Source organism: Microbacterium sp. SZ1, from assembly GCF_002362255.1.
In the GTDB taxonomy this organism is placed as follows: domain Bacteria; phylum Actinomycetota; class Actinomycetes; order Actinomycetales; family Microbacteriaceae; genus Microbacterium.
Genome location: NZ_LPVV01000040.1, coordinates 188,071 through 207,541, shown reverse-complemented (window position 1 = coordinate 207,541; position 19,471 = coordinate 188,071). Strand labels below are relative to the sequence as shown.

The 19,471-nt window shown below is 69.0% G+C and carries 15 protein-coding genes; 4 read left to right on the top strand and 11 right to left on the bottom strand.

Annotation, left to right across the window (positions count from 1 at the left end; translation table 11 throughout):
- Window positions 1-10 precede the first annotated feature (10 nt).
- The 3 genes from ligA to AUC47_RS15060 are packed head-to-tail and all read right to left on the bottom strand — an operon-like array spanning window position 11 to window position 4,648.
- Window positions 11-2,326 (bottom strand): NAD-dependent DNA ligase LigA, encoded by a 2,316-nt coding sequence (gene ligA, locus AUC47_RS15070; RefSeq protein WP_096715997.1) that lies wholly within the window; start codon window positions 2,324-2,326, stop codon window positions 11-13.
- A gap of 39 nt (window positions 2,327-2,365) precedes the next feature.
- Entirely contained in the window at window positions 2,366-3,463 is a 1,098-nt protein-coding gene (mnmA, locus tag AUC47_RS15065) for a tRNA 2-thiouridine(34) synthase MnmA (RefSeq protein ID WP_096715996.1), read from the bottom strand.
- A 9-nt stretch (window positions 3,464-3,472) separates the two neighbouring features.
- A complete protein-coding gene (locus AUC47_RS15060) occupies window positions 3,473-4,648 on the bottom strand; it encodes a cysteine desulfurase family protein (RefSeq protein ID WP_096715995.1) in 1,176 nt (391 codons plus the stop codon).
- A gap of 127 nt (window positions 4,649-4,775) precedes the next feature.
- On the opposite strand from AUC47_RS15060, the gene glgX reads away from it, so the two are divergent.
- The 3 genes from glgX (at window position 4,776) to glgB (ending at window position 11,184) form a co-directional block, all read left to right on the top strand.
- Complete coding sequence (gene glgX / locus AUC47_RS15055) at window positions 4,776-6,848, top strand: glycogen debranching protein GlgX (protein WP_096715994.1); 2,073 nt, start codon at window positions 4,776-4,778, stop codon at window positions 6,846-6,848.
- A gap of 62 nt (window positions 6,849-6,910) precedes the next feature.
- A complete protein-coding gene (locus AUC47_RS15050; RefSeq protein WP_179297644.1) occupies window positions 6,911-8,983 on the top strand; it encodes an alpha-1,4-glucan--maltose-1-phosphate maltosyltransferase in 2,073 nt (690 codons plus the stop codon).
- The gene (glgB, locus tag AUC47_RS15045) at window positions 8,980-11,184 is read left to right on the top strand and encodes a 1,4-alpha-glucan branching protein GlgB (protein ID WP_096715993.1); all 2,205 of its coding nucleotides are present in this window, start codon (window positions 8,980-8,982) and stop codon (window positions 11,182-11,184) included. Before AUC47_RS15050 ends, glgB begins: the two co-directional genes overlap by 4 nt.
- A gap of 71 nt (window positions 11,185-11,255) precedes the next feature.
- Here glgB and AUC47_RS15040 read toward each other — a convergent pair whose 3' ends face one another.
- Together AUC47_RS15040 and AUC47_RS15035 are read right to left on the bottom strand one after the other, a co-directional pair.
- Complete coding sequence (locus AUC47_RS15040) at window positions 11,256-12,167, bottom strand: tetratricopeptide repeat protein (protein WP_096716153.1); 912 nt, start codon at window positions 12,165-12,167, stop codon at window positions 11,256-11,258.
- A 20-nt stretch (window positions 12,168-12,187) separates the two neighbouring features.
- Window positions 12,188-14,158 carry a glycosyl transferase gene (locus AUC47_RS15035; RefSeq protein WP_096715992.1) on the bottom strand — a complete coding sequence of 657 codons (1,971 nt, stop codon included), beginning with the start codon at window positions 14,156-14,158 and terminating at the stop codon, window positions 12,188-12,190.
- A gap of 181 nt (window positions 14,159-14,339) precedes the next feature.
- Here AUC47_RS15035 and AUC47_RS15030 point away from each other — a divergent pair, with 181 nt between their 5' ends.
- Complete coding sequence (locus AUC47_RS15030; RefSeq protein WP_096715991.1) at window positions 14,340-15,389, top strand: AI-2E family transporter; 1,050 nt, start codon at window positions 14,340-14,342, stop codon at window positions 15,387-15,389.
- Here AUC47_RS15030 and AUC47_RS15025 read toward each other — a convergent pair.
- The 6 genes from AUC47_RS15025 to frr are packed head-to-tail and all read right to left on the bottom strand — an operon-like array spanning window position 15,386 to window position 19,417.
- On the bottom strand, window positions 15,386-16,099 hold the full coding sequence (locus tag AUC47_RS15025) for an alpha/beta hydrolase (RefSeq protein WP_096715990.1): 714 nt from the start codon (window positions 16,097-16,099) through the stop codon (window positions 15,386-15,388). The two genes, AUC47_RS15030 and AUC47_RS15025, sit on opposite strands and share 4 nt — an antisense overlap.
- Window positions 16,100-16,101: 2 nt before the next feature.
- Window positions 16,102-16,389, bottom strand: a complete 288-nt coding sequence (locus tag AUC47_RS16955; RefSeq protein ID WP_096715989.1) for a hypothetical protein — start codon at window positions 16,387-16,389, stop codon at window positions 16,102-16,104.
- A gap of 9 nt (window positions 16,390-16,398) precedes the next feature.
- Window positions 16,399-17,073 (bottom strand): lytic transglycosylase domain-containing protein, encoded by a 675-nt coding sequence (locus AUC47_RS15015; RefSeq protein WP_256999612.1) that lies wholly within the window; start codon window positions 17,071-17,073, stop codon window positions 16,399-16,401.
- A gap of 48 nt (window positions 17,074-17,121) precedes the next feature.
- Window positions 17,122-17,703: a DivIVA domain-containing protein gene (locus AUC47_RS15010; RefSeq protein ID WP_096715988.1), complete on the bottom strand. Its 582-nt coding sequence runs from the start codon at window positions 17,701-17,703 to the stop codon at window positions 17,122-17,124.
- Entirely contained in the window at window positions 17,703-18,857 is a 1,155-nt protein-coding gene (locus AUC47_RS15005; RefSeq protein WP_179297642.1) for a phosphatidate cytidylyltransferase, read from the bottom strand. The genes AUC47_RS15010 and AUC47_RS15005 overlap by 1 nt, the downstream gene beginning before the upstream one ends.
- A 5-nt stretch (window positions 18,858-18,862) precedes the next feature.
- Window positions 18,863-19,417: a ribosome recycling factor gene (gene frr / locus AUC47_RS15000; RefSeq protein WP_096715987.1), complete on the bottom strand. Its 555-nt coding sequence runs from the start codon at window positions 19,415-19,417 to the stop codon at window positions 18,863-18,865.
- Window positions 19,418-19,471: the final 54 nt, after the last annotated feature.

Sequence of the window (19,471 nt, the reverse complement as noted above, 5' to 3'; positions counted from 1 at the left end):
GGTCGCCGACTCAGCCGAGCGCGTCAGGCCCCTCTGTGACCAGGATGCGGAACTGCGCGGCGTCGAGGATGCGGATGCCGAGCTCCTCGGCTTTCGCGAGCTTCGACCCAGCGCCGGGTCCGGCAGCGACGAAGTCCGTCTTCTTCGAGACGCTCGAGGCAGCCTTGCCACCCGCCTGGATGATGGCCTCCTGGGCACCGTCTCGCGTGTAGCCGTCGAGAGAGCCGGTCGCGACCACCGTCAGGCCCTCCAGCACGCCTCCCTCGGCGACGGCTCCTCCAGGGCCGGGGTGGCCGGGGGTGGCCCACTGCACTCCGGCTTCAGTCCACTGGCGCACGATGTCCTGATGCCAGTCGACCTCGAACCACGCGAGGAGAGAGTCGGCGATGATCCCACCCACCCCTTCGACGGCGGCGAGTTCGTCGCGGGACGCTGCCCGGATCGCGTCGAGCGAACCGAACCACTGCGCGAGCGCGCGAGCGGCCGAGGGACCGACGTGACGGATGTTGAGAGAGACGAGCAGACGCCAAAGATCCTTGGTCTTCGCCTTCTCCAGCTCCGCCAGCAACGTCACCGCCTGCGACGACGGCTGCGGCCCGTCGATACCCGACTTCTTCTCGGCAGCCGTGGGATTGCGACGGAACGGTGCTCGCGTCTTCACCAGGCCGTCCTCGTCCTCCTTGGGCAGTCCCGTCTCCGCATCCTTGACGACGAGCTCGATCGGGACTATCTGCTCGAGAGTGAGCCCGAACAGTCCCGCTTCGGTCTCGAGGGGCGGAGTGGACGGCGACGTCGGCTGCGTGAGAGCCGCGGCGGTCACCTCGCCGAGCGCCTCGATGTCGAGACCGCCGCGCGAGCCGATGTGCTCGACCCGACCGCGCACCTGAGCGGGGCACGAACGGGCGTTCGGGCACCGCAGGTCGATGTCGCCCTCCTTCATGGGGCGCAGCGGGGTGCCGCACTCGGGGCAGTCCGTCGGCATGACGAACTCGCGCTCGGTGCCGTCGCGCTTCTCGACCACCGGACCGAGCACCTCGGGGATCACGTCGCCCGCTTTGCGGAGCACGACCGTGTCGCCGATGAGGACGCCCTTCGCCTTCACGACGTCTTTGTTGTGCAGCGTGGCCTGACGGACGACCGACCCGGCCACGTGCGCGGGCGCCATGACGGCGAACGGCGTCGCGCGACCGGTGCGGCCGACGGAGACGACGATGTCGAGCAGCTTCGTCTGCACCTCTTCGGGCGGGTACTTGTAGGCGATGGCCCATCGCGGCGCACGGCTCGTCGCCCCCAGCTCGTCGTGCAGTGCGAGCTCGTCGACCTTGACGACGATGCCGTCCAGTTCGTGCTCGACGTCATGACGGTGCTCGCCGAAGTACTCGACGAACTCGACGACGTCGTCGACCGTCGTGCAGACTTTGGTGTGCGGACTCGTCGGTAGGCCCCACTCGGCGAGGAGCTCGTAGACCTGGCTCTGCGCGGCGACGGGCGGGTTCTCCCACGCGCCGATGCCGTGCACGTAGAGGTCCAGCGATTCGATGCGGAGCAGGCCCGCCTCCAGCTCCATGCCGTTCTTCTTCTCGATCTGCTGCCGCAGCCCGCCGCTCGCGGCGTTGCGAGGGTTCGCGAAGGCGGGGAACCGTCGAGCCGCCGCCGTACGAGCCTTCTCTTCGTCGAACGGCTTCTTCGCTCCCGCCCGTGCTTCCCAGCGCTCGAGGGCTTCGGCAAAGGCCCGCTCACGGAACTCAGCCTGCGCGGCGTTCAAGCGCTCGAACGCCGCCACGGGGATGAAGACCTCGCCACGGACCTCCACGATGGACGGATGCCCGGTACCGCTCAGCCGCGCCGGGATCATGGGCAGTCGCAGGGCGTTCTCGGTGACGATCTCGCCGACACGGCCGTCGCCTCGCGTGGCCGCCGACGTCAGGCGCCCGTTCTCGTATCGGAGGTTGATCGCCAGTCCGTCGATCTTGAGCTCCGTGAGCCAGTCCACGTCGCGCCCCGCTGATGCCCGAGTCTTCGCGGCCCAATCGCGGAGCTCGTCGATCGAGAAGACGTTGTCGAGGCTCAGCATCCGCTCGGCGTGCTCGATCGTCGCGAGGCCGGTGGCCTCCGCGGCTCCCACCATCTGCGTCGGCGAATCCTGCCCCTGAAGCTCAGGATGCAGCCGTTCGAGCTCTTCGAGCCGATGCATCCAGCCGTCGTAGGTGAAGTCGTCGACGATCGAGGTGTCGCGCCCGTAATAGGCGTCTTTCGCCTCGAGGATGCGGGTCGTCAGCTCCGCGGCCTCGGTACGGGCGTCTTCCAGCGAGATGTTCTCCGGCACCCCGTCAGTCTACGAGCGGGCACCGACATACGAAGGGGGCTACGCGCCGACCGGCACCGCTGATACGGTGCGGTCGATCGTGAACTGACCGAGCACCCGGGTGTCGATGTAGAGCACGGCGGTCTGGCCGGGAGCGACGCCGTCGAGCGGCTCGTCAGGCACCACGCGGACGCCGTCCGGCTCGACGAAGGCGTGCGCGGCGACGGGCTCCGCGTGCGCGCGGATCTGGACGTCGCACCGGAAATCGCTGTCGATGGGGGCCGCGCCCGCCCAGCTGAATCGCGCACCGGCGATCTCACGGGTCGCAAGCGCCTCCTTCGGCCCCACCACCACCGTGTTCGAGACGGGGCGCACCTCGAGCACGAACCGCGGCTTGCCGTCGGACGCCGGAACGCCGAGCTTGAGCCCGCGGCGCTGCCCGACCGTGAAGGCGTGGGCACCTTCGTGGGAGCCGACGACGGCGCCGGTCCGGTCGACGATCTCACCGGTCGCGGTGCCGACCTTCTCCGCGAGCCACCCGCGGGTGTCGCCGTCGGGGATGAAGCAGATGTCGTGGCTGTCGGGCTTTTGGGCGACGCTCAGCCCTCTGGCCTCGGCCTCCGCACGGACCACCGCCTTCGACGGCGTCGTGCCGAGCGGGAAGTACGTGTGCGCGAGCTGCTCAGCCGTCAGGACGCCGAGCACGTAGGACTGGTCCTTCGCGTTGTCGGCTGCTCTGTGCAGCTCGAGACCCGACTCCGTCGGAACGAGCGTGGCGTAATGGCCGGTGCAGACCGCGTCGAAGCCGAGTTCGATCGCGCGCTCCAGCAATGCCGCGAACTTGATCTTTTCATTGCAGCGCATGCACGGGTTCGGGGTGCGCCCGGCCTGGTACTCCGACACGAAGTCGGCGATCACGTCGTCGCGGAACCGCTCGGAGAAGTCCCAGACATAGAACGGGATGCCGAGCAGGTCGGCGGCCCGCCGCGCGTCGAGGGCGTCCTCGATCGTGCAGCAGCCCCGACTGCCGGTGCGCAGCGTGCCGCCGGCGCGCGAGAGCGCGAGGTGCACACCGACGACGTCGTGCCCCGCCTCGACGGCTCGGGCAGCCGCCACGGCGGAGTCGACGCCTCCGCTCATGGCCGCGAGAATCCTCATGCGTCCAGTCTACGAGCGCGCGGCTGAGCCGGACCCGGATGCCCTGGCGTAGGCGTCGGCGATCGTCGACAGCACCGCGTCGACATCGGCATCCGTCGACGTGCGTCCCAAGGAGAAGCGCAGCACGCTCCTGGCGTCCTGCTCGCTGCGCCCCATCGCCATCACGACGTGAGAGGGCTCGGCGACGCCCGCCTGGCAGGCGGATCCGGTGGACGCCGCGACCCCGGCCATGTCGAGCAGGAACAGCAGGCTCTCCCCCACCGCGCCGGGGAACAGGAGGTGCGCGTTCCCGGGCAGGCGATGGACCGGATCGCCGAGCAGTTCCGCCGTCGGTACGCGCGCCAGGATGCCGGAGACGATCCGGTCACGCAGGGCGCTGAGCCGCACCGACTCGCCTTCTCGCTCCGCCTCCGCGAGTTCGAGCGCGGTCGCGAAGGCCGCGGCGCCCGCGACGTCCTGCGTCCCGGCGCGGAGGTTCCGCTGCTGCGCGCCGCCGTGCAGCAGCGCGGTCAGGCGAGCCGTCCGCGAGGTCACCAGCGCGCCGACGCCGACGGGGGCGCCGATCTTGTGACCGGCGACGCTCATCGCGACGAGGCCGACCGCGTCTGGAGCATCGCCGCGCAGTTCGCGGAACGAGAGCGGGACGTGACCGAGAGCCGAGACGGCGTCGAGGTGCAGCGGCACGTTCGCCGCCGCCGACGCTCGGGCGAGTGCATCGCCGTCATTGACGGTTCCGACCTCGTTGTTCGCGATCAGAGCGGTCGCGATCGACGCTCCTGGCAGCTCCTCGCGAAAGGCGTCGACATCGATCGCCGCGAGTGCCGTCACGGCGACCGGGCGCGGCACGGCGCCGTCGGCGACGAGCGCCGCCACCGTATCCATCGTGGCGTGGTGCTCGGCATCCGGCATGACGATCGCATCGGTGCCCGTCCGACGGGCGGCCCAGAGACCCTTCAGCGCCAGGTTGATCGACTCCGTGCCGCCCGAGGTGAAGACCACCTCGATCGGGTCGCAGTCGAGCACGGCCGCCGCACGCTCGCGGGACTCCTCGAGCAGCCGCCTCGCATCCTGCCCCGCGCCGTGCGTCGATGACGCGTTGCCGACCACCTCGCTCGCCCGCAGCCACGCCTCGCGGGCCTCCGGGCGCAGCGGGCTCGTGGCTGCGTGGTCGAGGTAATGCCGCATGCCTCCATAGTCGCGCATTTCGCACGCGCCGGCTCGTGAGTGGTCTCAGGCGGCGCGGGAGCGCCGCGGAGATGGGACCGTGTGCGCACGATTCTGGCACTGAGGTTCAGACCTCTAGGGTGTACTCATGCCCGCGACTCGAGACAGCACCGTGCCCGGGGGATCCACCCTCGACCACCTCGGCGTCCGTCTTCACGACGGCGTCGGAACGCTTCGCATCTGGTCACAGAACGCGTCGTCGGTCGAGCTGGTGATCTTCGACGCCGAGGACCTCGATTGGGCGACCGATCAGGTGAGCCTCGAGCGCCTTCCCGGAGGCGTCTGGGAGGTCACCACTCCCCTGCTGCAGCCCGGAACCCGCTATGCGATCCGTGTCGGCGGACCGCACGGCCCCGGCAACACCTTCAATTCCGAGACGCTGCTCCTCGACCCCTACGCGCGCGGCCTTGCGCAGGGCGGCGGTTACGAGGAGTGGCGGTCGGTCGTCATCGCCGACGGCTTTGACTGGGGCGATTCCGTCAAGCCGCGCATTCCTCTCGATCGAACCGTGATCTACGAAGGCCACCTCAAGGGCCTCACGAAGCGGCAGCCGGACATGCCGCCCGCGTTGCACGGCACCTACGCCGGCCTCGCGCACCCCGCGATGATCGAGTACTTCCACTCGCTCGGCATCACCTCGATCGAACTGCTCCCGGTGCACGCGTTCGTACCCGAGCCCCGCCTGCTGGAACGGGGGCTCACGAACTACTGGGGCTACAACACCCTCAACTTCTTCACCCCGCACACCGCCTACGCGACGGAGGACGCCCGCAAGGGCGGCCCCGAAGCCGTCCTCGCCGAGTTCAAGGGCATGGTGCGCCTGCTCCACGAGGCGGGCCTCGAAGTCATCCTCGACGTGGTGTACAACCACACCTCCGAGGAGGGCATCGGCGGCCCGAGGTCGAGCCTGAGGGGTATCGACAATGCGAGCTATTACCGCCAAGACGCATCCGGCGTCTACATCGACACCACCGGCTGCGGCAACACGCTCAACACGGCGACGGATGCCGGGGCGCGCCTGGTTCTCGACTCGCTGCGCTACTGGGCGCAGGAGATGCAGATCGACGGCTTCCGCTTCGACCTCGCCACGGCGATCGCCCGGGATGGGAGTCACGCCTACACGCCCGAGCACCCCCTGCTCAGCGCGATCGCCGCCGACCCCCTGCTCGCGGACACCAAGCTGATCGCGGAGCCCTGGGACGTGGGCCTGGGCGGGTGGCAGACCGGCAACTTCCCGTCGGGATGGCACGAGTGGAACGACCGCTATCGCGATCGCGTCCGCAACTTCTGGCTGAGCGACATCGACTACGCCCGACGGGCATCCGCACCGGTCGGGATCGGCGGCTTCGCGACCCGCCTCGCCGGTTCGTCGAACACGTTCTCCGAGGAGCGCGGGCCGCTCGCGAGCGTGAACTTCGTCACGGCCCACGACGGCTTCACGCTGCACGACCTCGTGTCGTACGACGTGAAGCACAACGAGGCGAACGGCGAGCACAACCGGGACGGGGCCGACACCAACCGCGCCTTCAACCACGGGATCGAGGGACCGACCGACGATTCGGCCATCCTCTCCGCGCGCCGTAAGGCGATGCGCAACCTCCTCGGCACCCTGCTCCTCTCCGCCGGCATCCCCATGCTCACGGCCGGTGACGAAGTGGGCCGCAGCCAGCGCGGCAACAACAACGCGTATGCGCAGGACTCGCCCCTCACCTGGCTGAGCTGGGATCCGGAGCCGTGGCAGGAGGATCTCCGTGCGCACGTCACCCGTCTGATCGCCCTGCGCGAAGAGAACCCGGCGCTGCGTCCCAGCCGATATGCGCGGCTGGGCGAGCACATCCCCAACGCCTCGGTCATGGACTGGTTCGACCAGAACGGCGACACCATGGAGAGCGAGCAGTGGAGCGACCCGGGCAACCGGACCCTGCAGTACGTCGCCGCCTCGACGCCCGACCGCGAAGCGGCCAACCGCATCCTCCTGATCGTGCACGGCACCGAGTCGCCGATCGACGTCCGACTGCCCGACGCGCTCGAAGACGCGACGCGATTCATATCGCTGTGGTCGAGTGCGGACGAGCGTCCGAACAGTCACGGCGAGGCGTACGCTCCTGGCGACGTGCTGCCCATTCCCGGCACGTCCATGCACCTGTTCCGCGTGGAATGACCCGCGGCGCGCCGGTCCTCGGCGCGCTACCCGCTGTCTGGCCGTCGCGGTACTGTCGGGGGGTGGCCGCACGCACGAGTACCCGCCCGAAGGCTTTCCGGAGTCCCGCTGAGATCCCCCTGCGCCCGCTCGGCGCCGTGCAGGATCCGATAGACCTTCGCGCCGGCCGCATACCGCTGACGGCGGCGACCCCGGCGGTGCCGGGAGGCTTCACGCCGAAGGCGTTCGTCGGCGAGGTGGTGCCGTTCGGAGTCGTCGCGTTCCGTGAGGGCCACGACCTGATCGGCGTCCAGCTGCGCCTGACGTCGCCCGCCGGTGAGGAGAGCCTGCACCGGCTTCATCCCCTGCTCGACGGCACCGACCGGTGGGCCGCCGAGATCGCGCTCGACGTGCAGGGAACCTGGTCGTTCCGTTTCGAGGCGTTCTCCGATGACTTCGCGACCTGGGCCCATGCGGCGGAGGTGAAGGTCGCAGCGGGTGTCGACGTGCCGGTGATGGCCGCCATGGGTGCCGAGCTTCTCACTCGTGCTGCGGCTGAGAAGGACCGACCGGCCGCCCAGCGACGACTCCTCACAACCCTCGCTGCAGAGCTGCGCGCCGGCGACGCCGACCGCACGCTCGCGCTGTCGACCGATGCCGACCTCGCGCGTGTCTTCTCCGAGAGGCCGCTGACCACACTCCGCTCCGCATCCGAGATCAGTCCCCTGCGCGTCGAGCGCACTGCCGCCGGCGTCGGCGCCTGGTACGAGTTCTTCCCGCGATCCGAGGGGGCGAAGCGCCTCAAAGACGGCACCATCAAGAGCGGCACCTTCCGCACCGCCGCGAAGCGCCTCCCCGCCGTCGCGGACATGGGCTTCGACATCATCTACCTTGTCCCCATCCACCCGATCGGCACCATCAACCGCAAGGGCCGCAACAACACGCTCACCGCGGAGGCCGGGGACCCCGGCTCGCCGTACGCCATCGGCGCGGCCGAGGGCGGGCACGATGCGATCCACCCCGAGCTCGGAACCCCGGCGGACTTCCGCGCCTTCGTCCGCGCCGCCCAGAAGGAGGGTCTGGAGGTCGCACTGGACCTTGCGCTGCAGGCCTCCCCCGACCACCCCTGGGTCGCCGAGCACCCCGAGTGGTTCACGACGCTCCCCGACGGCACGATCGCGTTCGCCGAGAATCCTCCGAAGAAGTATCAGGACATCTATCCCCTGAACTTCGACAACGATCCGACGGGGATCTACGCCGAGATGCTGCGCATCGTGCAGCACTGGGTGCGTCAGGGAGTGAAGATCTTCCGCGTCGACAACCCGCACACGAAGCCGCTGCAGTTCTGGGAATGGCTGATCGCCACGGTGAACGCCGCCGACGCCGACGTCATCTTCCTGGCCGAGGCGTTCACCAGGCCCGCGGTGATGCGCGCGCTCGCCGCTGTCGGGTTCCAGCAGAGCTACAGCTACTTCACCTGGCGCAACACCAAGGCCGAGCTCGAGGAGTTCCTCGACAGCATCGCGCATGAGACCAGCGACTACATGCGCCCGAACCTCTTCGTGAACACCCACGACATCCTCACCGAGTACCTCCAGTTCGGCGGCAGGGCGGCGTACCGCATCCGCGCGTGCATCGGCGCCACTGCGGCGCCGGTGTACGGGGTGTACGCCGGCTACGAGCTCTTCGAGAACGTCGCTCGTCCCGGCTCCGAGGAGAACATCGACAACGAGAAGTACGAGTTCAAGCTGCGGGACTGGGATGCCGCGGAGCAGTCCGGCGACTCCCTCGCCCCGTTGCTCCGCCGTCTCAACGGCATCCGTCGTGAGCATCCCGCACTGCGTCAGCTTCGCAACCTCTCGGTCCACTGGAGCGACGACGACGCGATCCTCGTCTACAGCAAGCATCTCGACGCCGCCTTCACCGGCACGGGAGAATCCGACACGATCATCGTCGTCGCCAACGTCGACCCGCACTCGGTGCGCGAGACCACCGTCCACCTGGACACCACGGTCTGGGGTGTCACGCCCGGCGAGCCCTTCGAGGTCGAAGACCTGCTGACGGGCGCCGTCTGGACCTGGACGGACCACAACTACGTGCGCCTCGACGCCTTCGCCGAACCGGTGCACATCCTGAAGGTGAGGGGACGAGCATGAGCTACGTCGAAGACGCGACCGCATCGACGGAGTGGGGTTCCGTCGCCGCCGGCACACATCACGATCCGCACTCCGTCCTCGGCGCGCACCCCAAGCACGACGCATCCGAGCGCACCGTCACGGTGATCCGCGTGCGCCGCCCGCTCGCGTCGACCGTCGCCGCCGTGTTCCGCGACGGAACCCGTCTCGACCTGCATCACGTCGCACACGGGATCTGGGAGGCGCAGCACGACGGCTCTGCCGTGGCATATCGCGTCGCCACCGCGTACGGCGAGGACGACGAGACGATCGTCGGCGATCCGTACCGGCACCCGCCCACGCTCGGGGAACTCGATGTGCATCTCATCGCGGAGGGACGCCACGAACGCCTCTGGGAGGTGCTGGGAGCGCACCCGAGAGACGCCGACGGCGACGCCGGAGTATCTTTCGCGGTCTGGGCGCCCAACGCCACGGCCGTGCGCGTCGTGGGCGATTTCAACGGGTGGAACGGCGAGGGCCACGCGATGCGCTCCATGGGCGTGAGCGGCCTCTGGGAGCTCTTCATCCCCGACGTCTCCGTCGGGTCGACGTACAAGTACGAGATCCGCACGCGCGAAGGCTCCTGGATCTTCAAGGCCGACCCGATGGCGCAGGCGGCCCAGACTCCGCCCGAGACGGCGTCGATCGTCACCGCGCCCTCGTACGACTGGTCGGACGGGGCGTGGATGACGCGCAGAGCGGCCACCCATGCCGTGGCGCAGCCCCTGTCGGTGTACGAGGTGCACCTCGGATCGTGGCGGTCCGGCCTGGGATATCGCGAGATCGCCGACCCGTTGATCGAGCATGTCACCGAGGCGGGCTTCACCCACGTGGAGTTCATGCCCCTGGCCGAGCACCCGTTCGGCGGCTCGTGGGGCTACCAGGTCAGCGGCTACTACGCCGCGACGAGCCGGTTCGGCTCACCCGACGACCTGCGTTACCTCATCGACCGCCTGCATCAGGCCGGAATCGGCGTGATCATGGACTGGGTCCCCGGCCACTTCCCGAAGGACGCGTTCGCGCTCGCTCGCTTCGACGGGCAGCCGCTCTACGAGCACCCCGACCCGCGTCGCGGCGAGCACCAGGACTGGGGCACGCTGATCTTCGACTACGGGCGCCCCGAGGTGCGCGGGTTCCTCGTCGCGAACGCGCTGTTCTGGCTGCAGGAGTTCCACGTGGACGGCTTGCGCGTGGACGCTGTCGCATCGATGCTCTACCTGGACTACTCGCGGAACGCGGGCGAGTGGGAGCCGAACATCCATGGCGGACGCGAGAACCTCGAGGCCATCCGGTTCCTGCAGGAGGTCAATGCGACCGCGTATCGCCTGCACCCCGGCATCCTCATGATCGCTGAGGAGTCGACCAGCTTCCCCGGTGTCACCGCGCCCACCGACCACGCCGGCCTGGGGTTCGGCTTCAAATGGAACATGGGGTGGATGAACGACTCGCTCCAGTACATCGAGCGCGACCCGATGTACCGCGCGCATCATGAGGGCGAGATGACGTTCTCGTTCGTCTACGCGTTCGGGGAGAACTATCTCCTCCCCATCAGCCACGACGAGGTCGTGCACGGCAAGGGCAGCCTGCTGTCGAAGATGCCGGGAGACCACTGGCACAAGCTCGCGAACGCACGCGCCTATCTCGCATACATGTGGGGGCACCCTGGCAAGAAGCTCTTGTTCATGGGGCAGGAGTTCGGCCAGCTCGCGGAATGGTCGGAGTCGCGGGAACTCGACTGGTGGCTGCTCGACCAGCCTTCGCACGCACAGCTGCAGCAGTTCGTCAGCGAGCTCAACCATGCTTATCGAGCACAGGCTCCGCTCTGGGAGCGCGACAACGACGCATCGTCGTTCTCGCGCCTCGGGGCGCCCACCTGGGACCCCACGGTCATCGCCTTCGAGCGGCGTGACGCGCACGGCGGCCGACTCATCGTCATCAGCAACTTCGCCGGCGTGGAGCGCACGGGCTATCGACTCGAGTTCCCCCGCGCAGGTGTGTGGCAGGAGATCCTGAACTCGGATGCCGCGGCGTTCGGCGGTCGCGGATCAGGCAACCTCGGCATGGTCGTCGCGGAGAGCCCCGACAGCGGAGCGCCGGTCGCGTCGGTGACGCTGCCCGCGCTGTCGACGATCTGGCTGCGCCTTCAGAACGATCCTCACGTCCCGACCGTGAACCGGGGCTGAGGCCGACGGACGCCGAGAGGGCGGCGAGACCTCGTCTCGCCGCCCTCTCGGTGCGCGTGGTGACGACCTCGTCAGAACAGCAGCGACGACAGGCGGTTGCGAGCCGAGACGACGCGCGGGTCCGCGGCGCCGATGAGTCCGAACAGCTCCACCAGACGCTCTCGGACGGGCGTTCGCTGGTCGGACGGCAGCTGCGCGAAGAGGTCGAGCAGCCTCCCGAACGCGTCCTCGACGTGGCCACCGGCCAGATCGAGGTCGGCGACGTCGAACTGCGCCTGCACGTCGAGGGGTGCAGCTGCGGCAGCGGCCCTGGCCTGCTGAAGGTCGAGCTTCTGCACGCGGTCGAGCAGACGGACCTGACCGAGGCCCGCGATCGCGTCTTCGTCGCGCGGGTTTTCCGCGAGCGCCTTCTCGTACGCGGTGATCGCTGCGGCGTAATCCCCCACTTCGATCGCGGCGAACGCCTCGGCGTGCAGAGGCGGGAGAGGCGGCTCAGCGTCGGCATCCGCCCCTTCGGCCTCTGCACCGCCGAACGGAAGCGTGCCGGTGACACCGTTCTGCGCGGCGACCTGGAGCAGCTGCGCGAACACCTCGCGCACCTGCTGCTCCGGCACGGCGCCGGTGAACATCGGCACCGGCTGCCCGGCGATCAGCGCGACCACCATGGGGATCGACTGCGCACGGAAACCCTGCGCGAGCTGCGGGTTCGCGTCGACGTCGACCTTCGCGAGCAGGACCCGTCCGCCGAGCTCGCGGGTCACCTTCTCGATGATCGGGCTCAGCTGCTTGCACGGCCCGCACCACTCGGCCCACAGGTCGACGACCACGGGGACCGTGCGCGAGATCTCGAGGATCTGCCCGAACGATTCGTCGGTCGCGTCGACGACCACGTCGGCCAGCGGCCCGGCGGGGGCTGGAGCGGTTCCCGAGGGAGGAGCGGCAGGGCGGTTGCGCAGGCTCGACAGGTCGACGGCGCCACGCATCGCGGCAGGAGAGATATCGGTCACTTGATCACCTCGACGGAGAGTAGGTCCTGACGGACGGCGAGAAGCTTGATCTGCTCCGTCGATCCCTGCGCGGGAACGGAGAAGAACAACTGGAACTCGTACTTCGTGGTCACGCCCTTGGCCGACTCGGTCACTCCTGTGAGCGCTTTCGCCTGAACGTTGTCGCCGAAGCGGATCACCGCGTCGGCCGAGGTCGGCGTCACGCTCTCGGTGTCGATCAGCGAGACGCTGACGATCGCGCCGCTTCCCAGGGTGGTCATCGATACCGGCGCGGAGTCGGCCGGAACGATGTCGAAGGAGGTCTGCGATGTCTCGGCCGCCCCGTTGTCGGCGAGGTTCTGCACCACGGCCTGGCGACTGTCCCTGATGGACTTCGCGAGGTTCAGGGCATTGTCGTCGAAGAGGCCGTACGACGGGCTCTGCTCGGCCGCGTCCACGACGTCCGAGAACGCTGCCGCGAGCTCCCCCGGGGGCAGACCGAGGAACGCCGAGTCGGCAGGCACGAGGGATGTTCCGAGCCAGGAAGCCGCGACATCGGGGAAGACGGCGTCCGCCGACATCTCCGCCATGTTGGTGACCTTGTAGTTCGACCACGGGTCCTGCTGGCTCATGGTCAGGATCACGGGGGGAACGGTGTCGTCACCCTCGCTCTTCGAGAGCATGAGCACCGTGCGCGGCCAGCGGTCGGTCGCCTCGGGGAGCACGACCTCCACGTCGTCGGTCGGTATCACCGCAGGGACGGGTGTCTCGGGGACCGCGGTCCGCAGGGCGTACTCGGTCTTGCGGGCCGCGAGGGCAGGTCCGTCGAGGCGGGTTCCTGCCAGATCGATGTCCATGGCGGTGTCGGCCTCGGCGAGGGTGGCTGAGGCCTCCTGGAGGATGCGCTTCGCCTGCGCCTCGGTGACCGCCGGCGGCTTCTGGTTCTCAGGGGCGATGACGGTCTCACTCGGCGAGGGCGTCGGCGAGGCCTGATCGAACTGCGGCCACGAGTCCGGAGAGCATCCGGTCGCCAGAACGGCGGTGAGTGCGACCACGGGGAGCGCCAGCATCCGGCCGCGACGCCAGGGCAGCTGCGCGCGATTCTCCGAGCGCTTCTCGCCGGCGCGATCACCGCTGGGTCCGTTCGCCTCGCCCGAGGAGCCGTCCGCGGCGTCGGCCGACGGCGCGCCGCCGTGCGGGGCCGGTGACTCGATGGCGGCGCGGTCGGCCGGGGGTAGCTGCGCCACGTCGATCGGCTCGGTCGCCGGAAGCGGGCCCAGCCCCTTGCGTCGGGGGCCCCGGCCGCGCCGCTGGTGCCGGATGGCGAGGACGTAGAGCACGAGTCCGACGGCCAGGACGATCGCACCGGCCGTGAGGAGCGGACCCGCGAGCGGAGTGGAGTTGTCGAGCGGCCATGAGACCGCGATGTCGTCGGGCGCGTCTTGGGTGCCGTCGTAGGCGATGAGGACGCTCACACCGTCGGGGACCTGCATGTCGGCGATCAGCGAGTCGGTGTCGGTGAACGAGTCGAGCCACAGGTCGGATCCGACGGGGCTGCGGCCGGCTTGGTCTGCCGTCGCGTCGTCGGCGGCTGCTCCGTCAGCGGCGGGGGTCTCCGCCGGCGCGGGGGTGGGCGTCGCAGCATCGGAATCGTCCTCCGACGACTGCACCGTGACGTGCTCGACGTCGAGGCCGCCCTCGTCTCCCACCGTGACGTGGTTGTAGTCGGCGTCCGCGAGCCACGCCTCCATGTCGGCGGTCCGGCCGTAAGCGGCGAAGATGTCACCGTCACCGCGGACGAGCAGCGTCTGCGCGCCCGGGTTCTCGCGGAGCACTTCGCCGTCCATGAGCACGAACGGCGCAGGCTGGTCCACCTCGACGCTGACCTTCTGACTCGACGGGCCCATGAAAACGGTGCGCTGGGCGATGCCCGCACCGATCAGTCCCGCGGCCAGGACGAAGGCCACGACGGCCCATACGAAACGCACGAATAGTCTCCTCACGCGCCCCGGACGCACGCCCGAGTCGCAACACTCGACATTTCAGACTAGCGAAATCACCTGTGTGTTGCCCACGAGGGACGAGGCTGCGGTCGCCGGCGGCACGTCGCGCCGCGGCTCCGTCGGCGCGATGGATAACCTTGAGCAACCGGATTGCCGAGGAGTACAGATGAAGATCCACAATCCCTTCCGCTCCGCCCTCGTGGCGACGCTCGGAGTGGGACTGGGGATCCTGCTCATCACCAGTGTGCAGAGCCTCTCCACGGTGCTCCTCTACGTCGGCACCGCGCTGTTCCTGAGTCTGGGGCTCGACCCGCTCGTCTCGTTCCTCGAGCGGCGTCGGCTCCCCCGCTGGTCGGCCGTGCTGGTCACGATCGTCGCGGTTCTGGGCATCTTCGCCGGGATCATTCTCATCGTGCTCCCCGTGCTCGTCGATCAGATCTCGCAGCTCGTGAGCCAGATCACCGTGATCGTCAGCCGCCCCAGTCTGCTTGGCGACATCGAGGAGTGGATCACCGGAGCGTTCCCGAACCTCGACGTCGAGCGCGTGCTGCAGGAGGCGCAGGCCTGGGTCATCGCGAACCTCGGCGACATCACCAACCGCGTCATCAACGCGAGCCTGTCCGTGGTGACCGGCCTGTTCGGCGCGTTCATCGTGCTGATCCTGACGATCTACCTGACGGCATCGACGCCGTCGCTCAAGCGAGCCGTGTACCAGCTCGCTCCGGCGTCGAAGCGCGACCGCTTCATCGACCTCTCCGAGCAGATCACCGACTCGGTGGGCTACTACGTCATGGGGCAGGTGTCGCTCGGCGTGATCAACGGCGTGCTCAGCATGATCTTCCTGTCGATCATCCAGGCGCCGTTCCCCGCCGTGCTCGCCGTCGTCGCCTTCTTCTTCTCGCTGATTCCGCTCGTCGGGACCCTCACGGGGTCCACCCTCATCGTCCTCGTCTGCCTGATCCCCGGTCTCGGCTCCCCCGCGACGGCGATCGCCGCCGCGATCTACTACCTGATCTACATGCAGATCGAGGCGTACGTGATCTCCCCACGCATCATGAGCCGGGCGGTGTCGGTGCCCGGCGCGGTCGTCGTCGTCGCGGCTCTGGCCGGGGGCAGCCTCCTCGGGCTCCTCGGGGCGCTCATCGCGATCCCCGTGGCCGCCAGCATCCTGATCATCTATCGTCAGGTGCTGATCCCGCGGATGAACGAGCTCTAGGCCAATGGCCATTCCGTCGGCAACGGCAGGGCAGAGGGGTTCACCGCAGCGACGATCTCGGTGAGCACGCGGCGGGTCTGGCTCTCCCCCACCCACAGGTGCTTGCCGCCCTCGACCGCGATGAGCTCGGCGTGCGGGATCGACGAGAAGCGCTTGCGCGCCTCTTCCGGGCGCAGGTAGTCATCGAGCTCCGGCACGAGGACGACGACCTTGCGACCGTCGCCCGCCCAGGCGGCCACCTCGTCGTCGGTGGCGCGGTGCAGCGGCGGGGAGAGCAGGATCACGCCCTGGACATCGTGCTCGCGGCCGTACTTCAGCGCGAGCTCGGTGCCGAACGACCACCCGAGCAGCCACGGGCGCGGAAGCGCGCGCTCGCGCGCGAAATCCATCGCCGCCGCGACATCGAATCGCTCGGAGGCGCCCCCATCGAAGGCGCCCTCGCTGGTGCCGCGCGGTGAACTCGTTCCGCGTGTGTTGAACCGCAGCACCGCGAGGTCGGCGAGGGCGGGAAGTCGTGCGGCGGCCTTGCGCAGGATGTGCGAGTCCATGAAGCCACCGGCCGTCGGCAGCGGATGCAGCGTCACGAGAGTGGCGATCGGTTCAGCGGTCTCGGGGAGCGACAGCTCGCCCACCAGGGTGAGGTCGTCCGCCGTGCGGAGTTCGATGTCCTCGCGGCGGGCGGGCAGTTCCAACGGTCCACGGATTTCCATGCTCACCCGATCCTCCAACAGTGCGAATGCCAGTGTCTGCGCGCGGCCAGATCGGCGGCGTCCCCGAGCACGCCGTCGGCGCGCCACACGACGACGTGTGGGATGCCCGGAGCGATGGCGCGCCCGCAGCCCGGACAGCTGTACTCCTTCTGCGCCTGGGCCGCCGAGACGGGCTGAACGGTCCATTCGGCACCGCGACGCGTCTCGGTGCGCTTCCAGGAGGAGAGCAGTCGCTCGAGGGAGTCCTCGGCGTCAGGGCGCGCCGGACGCCGTCTGCGCGAACGGGGCATGACCCGAGGTCACCACCAGTGGTTCTTGGTCCAGAAGGCGTGGGCCCCGGCCCAGCTTCCGTAGCGACCCGTCGCGTATCCCGTGGCCCAGCGGAGATTGTCGACCGGGTCGTAGCCGTTGCCCGGCACCTTGCTGCACGGGAGCGCCTGCACGAGGCCGCATGCTCCGGACGACTTGTTCGTCGCGTTCGGGTTCCAGCCGCTCTCCCGGGACACGATGTAGTCGACGTAGCCCCAGTCGGACTCGGCGATGCCAGCCGCCGCCATCCACTCGGCCGGCGCGCCACCGCCCGTGTAGAACAGCGGTCCGCCGCCGCCGGAGCTCGACTTCTCGAAGGTGCTGGCGGCGACGGTCGGAGTCGGCGTCGGCTTCGGCGTCACGTACACCGAGAACGTGCCGCGCTGGACGGGCGCGATCTCGGCGCCCTCGACCGTCACCGTGATGTTCTGCGTGTCGGCGAGTGCCGCCGCGTACGCCGACTCGGGGCCGGCCTCGACGGGCTGCTCGGCGAGGGCCACTCCGGTCGGGGCGACGATGGCCGCGGCGAATCCGACGACCGCGAGTGCGCTGAAGAACCCGACGATCCCCCGGCGTCGCGTACCTGCGCGCGGCGAGAGGACTCGCGATGCGGGCACCGGCGAGCGATCGTTGCGATGGGTGATCATGTCGTTTCGGGAGTTCACGATAGGGGGCAGTCTACCCAATCGGGTCGGGATGGACCACGGAAACGTTCAGCGAACAGCCAGGATCACGTCGATGGTCGCGTCGAGGAGAGCGTCGACCTGCTCTTCGCGGTACCCACCACGCTGCATTCGGAACGCCGCGCCTCGCAGCTGCTCCGCGGTCAGCGGTTCGCCGTCGCGGAGGTACCGGACTATGCGGGAAGCCACGTGGTCGACCTCGTCGACGCGATAGCCGAACGTCAGGACTCCGGTGCGCGCGAATCGGTGGCGCTTGGGGCGGGCGAGGTGGTCCAGGATGACCTGGGCCTCGGCCCTGGCCTCCTCGACCCAGGCCCCGGCGCCCTTCTCACGCACGGACTGCTCGCGGGCGCGGCCGGCGAGAGCGTCCTCCACCCGTCCCAGAGCCGCGTCGACCTCCGAGATCACGTATCCGTTCTTCACCAGCGGGAAGGACGCCACCCGGACGTCGGCCGCGGTGAGATCTCCGCCACCCTCGAACGCCGTGCGGGCGGCGGCGAGGAAGGTGTCGACGGCGGCGCGGTGATATCCGCGCGTGCGTCCGGTCGTCAACGAGAAGGCGGGACGAGGATCGGCGACCTGTGTCGAGTCGAGTCGTTCTTCTGTAGCCATCAGAGCACCGTCCAGGAGGAGAAGAGGAAGTAGAGGCAGAGAGCGGGGATCGTCGACGGCAGGATGCTGTCGAGCCGGTCGAGCAGACCGCCGTGTCCCGGAAGCCACGAGCTCATGTCCTTGATCCCGAGGTCGCGCTTCAGCATGGACTCGCCGAGGTCGCCCAGCGTCGCCGACAGGAGGATCGCAGCTCCGAAGATGACGCCGATCCACCACGGCAGCTGGAGCAGGTAGATGGCGAGCAGCACTCCGGCGGCGACCGACCCCACGACGGCTCCGCCGAAGCCCTCCCACGTCTTCTTCGGGCTGATGCGCGGAGCCATCGGATGGCGTCCGAACGCGAGGCCGGCGGCATACGCGCTGATGTCAGCGACGACGGCGATCACGATGAAGCTCAGCACCCACCACTCGCCGCCCTCCTGACCGAGAAGGATGAGCGCGACCGCAGCGAGGAACGGGACGTAGATCTGCACAAATCCGCCGATGACGGCGTCCGCGAGCACGTCTCCGTATGTGCGTCCGTCCTTGGCGACCATCTGTGCCATGAGGCGCCACACGACGACGAAGGCGACCGCGAGGAACAGCGTCACCCAGACGAGCCAGAGATCGAGGAAGTAGGCGGAGAGCACAAGGCAGCCCGCAGCGATGAACTGCGGAACGAGGTCGATCCGACGACCCGAGCCGCGCAACGCCAGCGAGAGCTCGTAGACGCCCAGCAGAGCGGCCGCCAGGGCGAACGGGACGAAGAGGATCTTGATGAACAGCAACGAGGCGAGCAGCGCGGCACCGAAGGCCAAGCCGATCAGGATCGCCAAGATCAGGTCGCGACCCGTTCGCTCCTTGATGCGCTCGTTGGCGAGGTCGATCTGGTCGCGCGCGTGCGAGACGTGAGTGCCGAACTCGTCGCGCGCGGCGCGCCACTGCTCACGGATCGCGTTGTGGTCGGCGGTCGCCAGCGTCGGTGCGCGCACGACCGGCGGCTCCGCCGACACCGGCTCCGCCGGCAGCGGTGGGCGCGGCGGGATGCTGTCGGCGTCGAACCCGGGGAACGCGGCGTCACCCAGGGGGGCTCCGTCTGCAGCGGACGCCGAGTCACGCGCTTCGCGGCGCGTCTGCGGCGACTCGGGTCCTTCGCCGATGCGATCGTCGGACATACCGCCTACACCTCGAGGAGTTCGGCCTCTTTGCGCTTGAGAGCGTCGTCGATGAGGTCGACGTGCTGGCGCGTGATGACGTCGAGTTCTTTCTCGCCGCGGGCGATCTCGTCCTCGCCGAGATCGCTCTTGAGCGCATCCAGCTCGTCCTTGGACTTGCGACGGATGCCGCGGACGTGGACCTTCGCGTCCTCCGCCTTCGACTTCACGAGCTTGACGTACTCCTTGCGGCGCTCGGCCGTGAGCTCGGGCATGGTGACGCGCACGAGGTTGCCGTCGTTCGTCGGATTCGCGCCGAGGTTCGGCATGTCCCGGATAGCCTGCTCGATCGCCTTGAGCGCCGACTTGTCGTACGGCGTGATGATGAGGGTTCGAGCCTCCTGGTTGGCCAGGGAGGCGAGCTGCGCGAGCGGGGTGGGCGTGCCGTAGTAGTCCACCAGGACCTTCTGGAAGAGCTGCGGGTTCGCCCGCCCGGTGCGCACCGTGGAGAAGTCCTCCTTGGCGGCTTCGACCGCCCGCGCCATGCGAGTGGTGGTTTCAGCGAGGACGTCCGCGATCACGGTGGCTCCTATCGTCGGGGTGTTCAAGAATTCTATCGGGCCGGGCGCGGAACG

What these genes read in the sequence shown, in the direction of transcription:
- AUC47_RS15010 (WP_096715988.1), bottom strand. Translation starts at nt 17,703, where the DNA reads ATGGCTACAGAAGAACGACTCGACTCGACACAGGTCGCCGATCCTCGT.
- glgB (WP_096715993.1), top strand. Translation starts at nt 8,980, where the DNA reads ATGAGCTACGTCGAAGACGCGACCGCATCGACGGAGTGGGGTTCCGTC.
- glgX (WP_096715994.1), top strand. Translation starts at nt 4,776, where the DNA reads ATGCCCGCGACTCGAGACAGCACCGTGCCCGGGGGATCCACCCTCGAC.
- AUC47_RS15030 (WP_096715991.1), top strand. Translation starts at nt 14,340, where the DNA reads ATGAAGATCCACAATCCCTTCCGCTCCGCCCTCGTGGCGACGCTCGGA.
- AUC47_RS15025 (WP_096715990.1), bottom strand. Translation starts at nt 16,099, where the DNA reads ATGGAAATCCGTGGACCGTTGGAACTGCCCGCCCGCCGCGAGGACATC.
- AUC47_RS15005 (WP_179297642.1), bottom strand. Translation starts at nt 18,857, where the DNA reads ATGTCCGACGATCGCATCGGCGAAGGACCCGAGTCGCCGCAGACGCGC.
- AUC47_RS16955 (WP_096715989.1), bottom strand. Translation starts at nt 16,389, where the DNA reads ATGCCCCGTTCGCGCAGACGGCGTCCGGCGCGCCCTGACGCCGAGGAC.
- mnmA (WP_096715996.1), bottom strand. Translation starts at nt 3,463, where the DNA reads ATGAGGATTCTCGCGGCCATGAGCGGAGGCGTCGACTCCGCCGTGGCG.
- AUC47_RS15060 (WP_096715995.1), bottom strand. Translation starts at nt 4,648, where the DNA reads ATGCGGCATTACCTCGACCACGCAGCCACGAGCCCGCTGCGCCCGGAG.
- AUC47_RS15040 (WP_096716153.1), bottom strand. Translation starts at nt 12,167, where the DNA reads ATGCGTGGCGCCGTCGACCTGTCGAGCCTGCGCAACCGCCCTGCCGCT.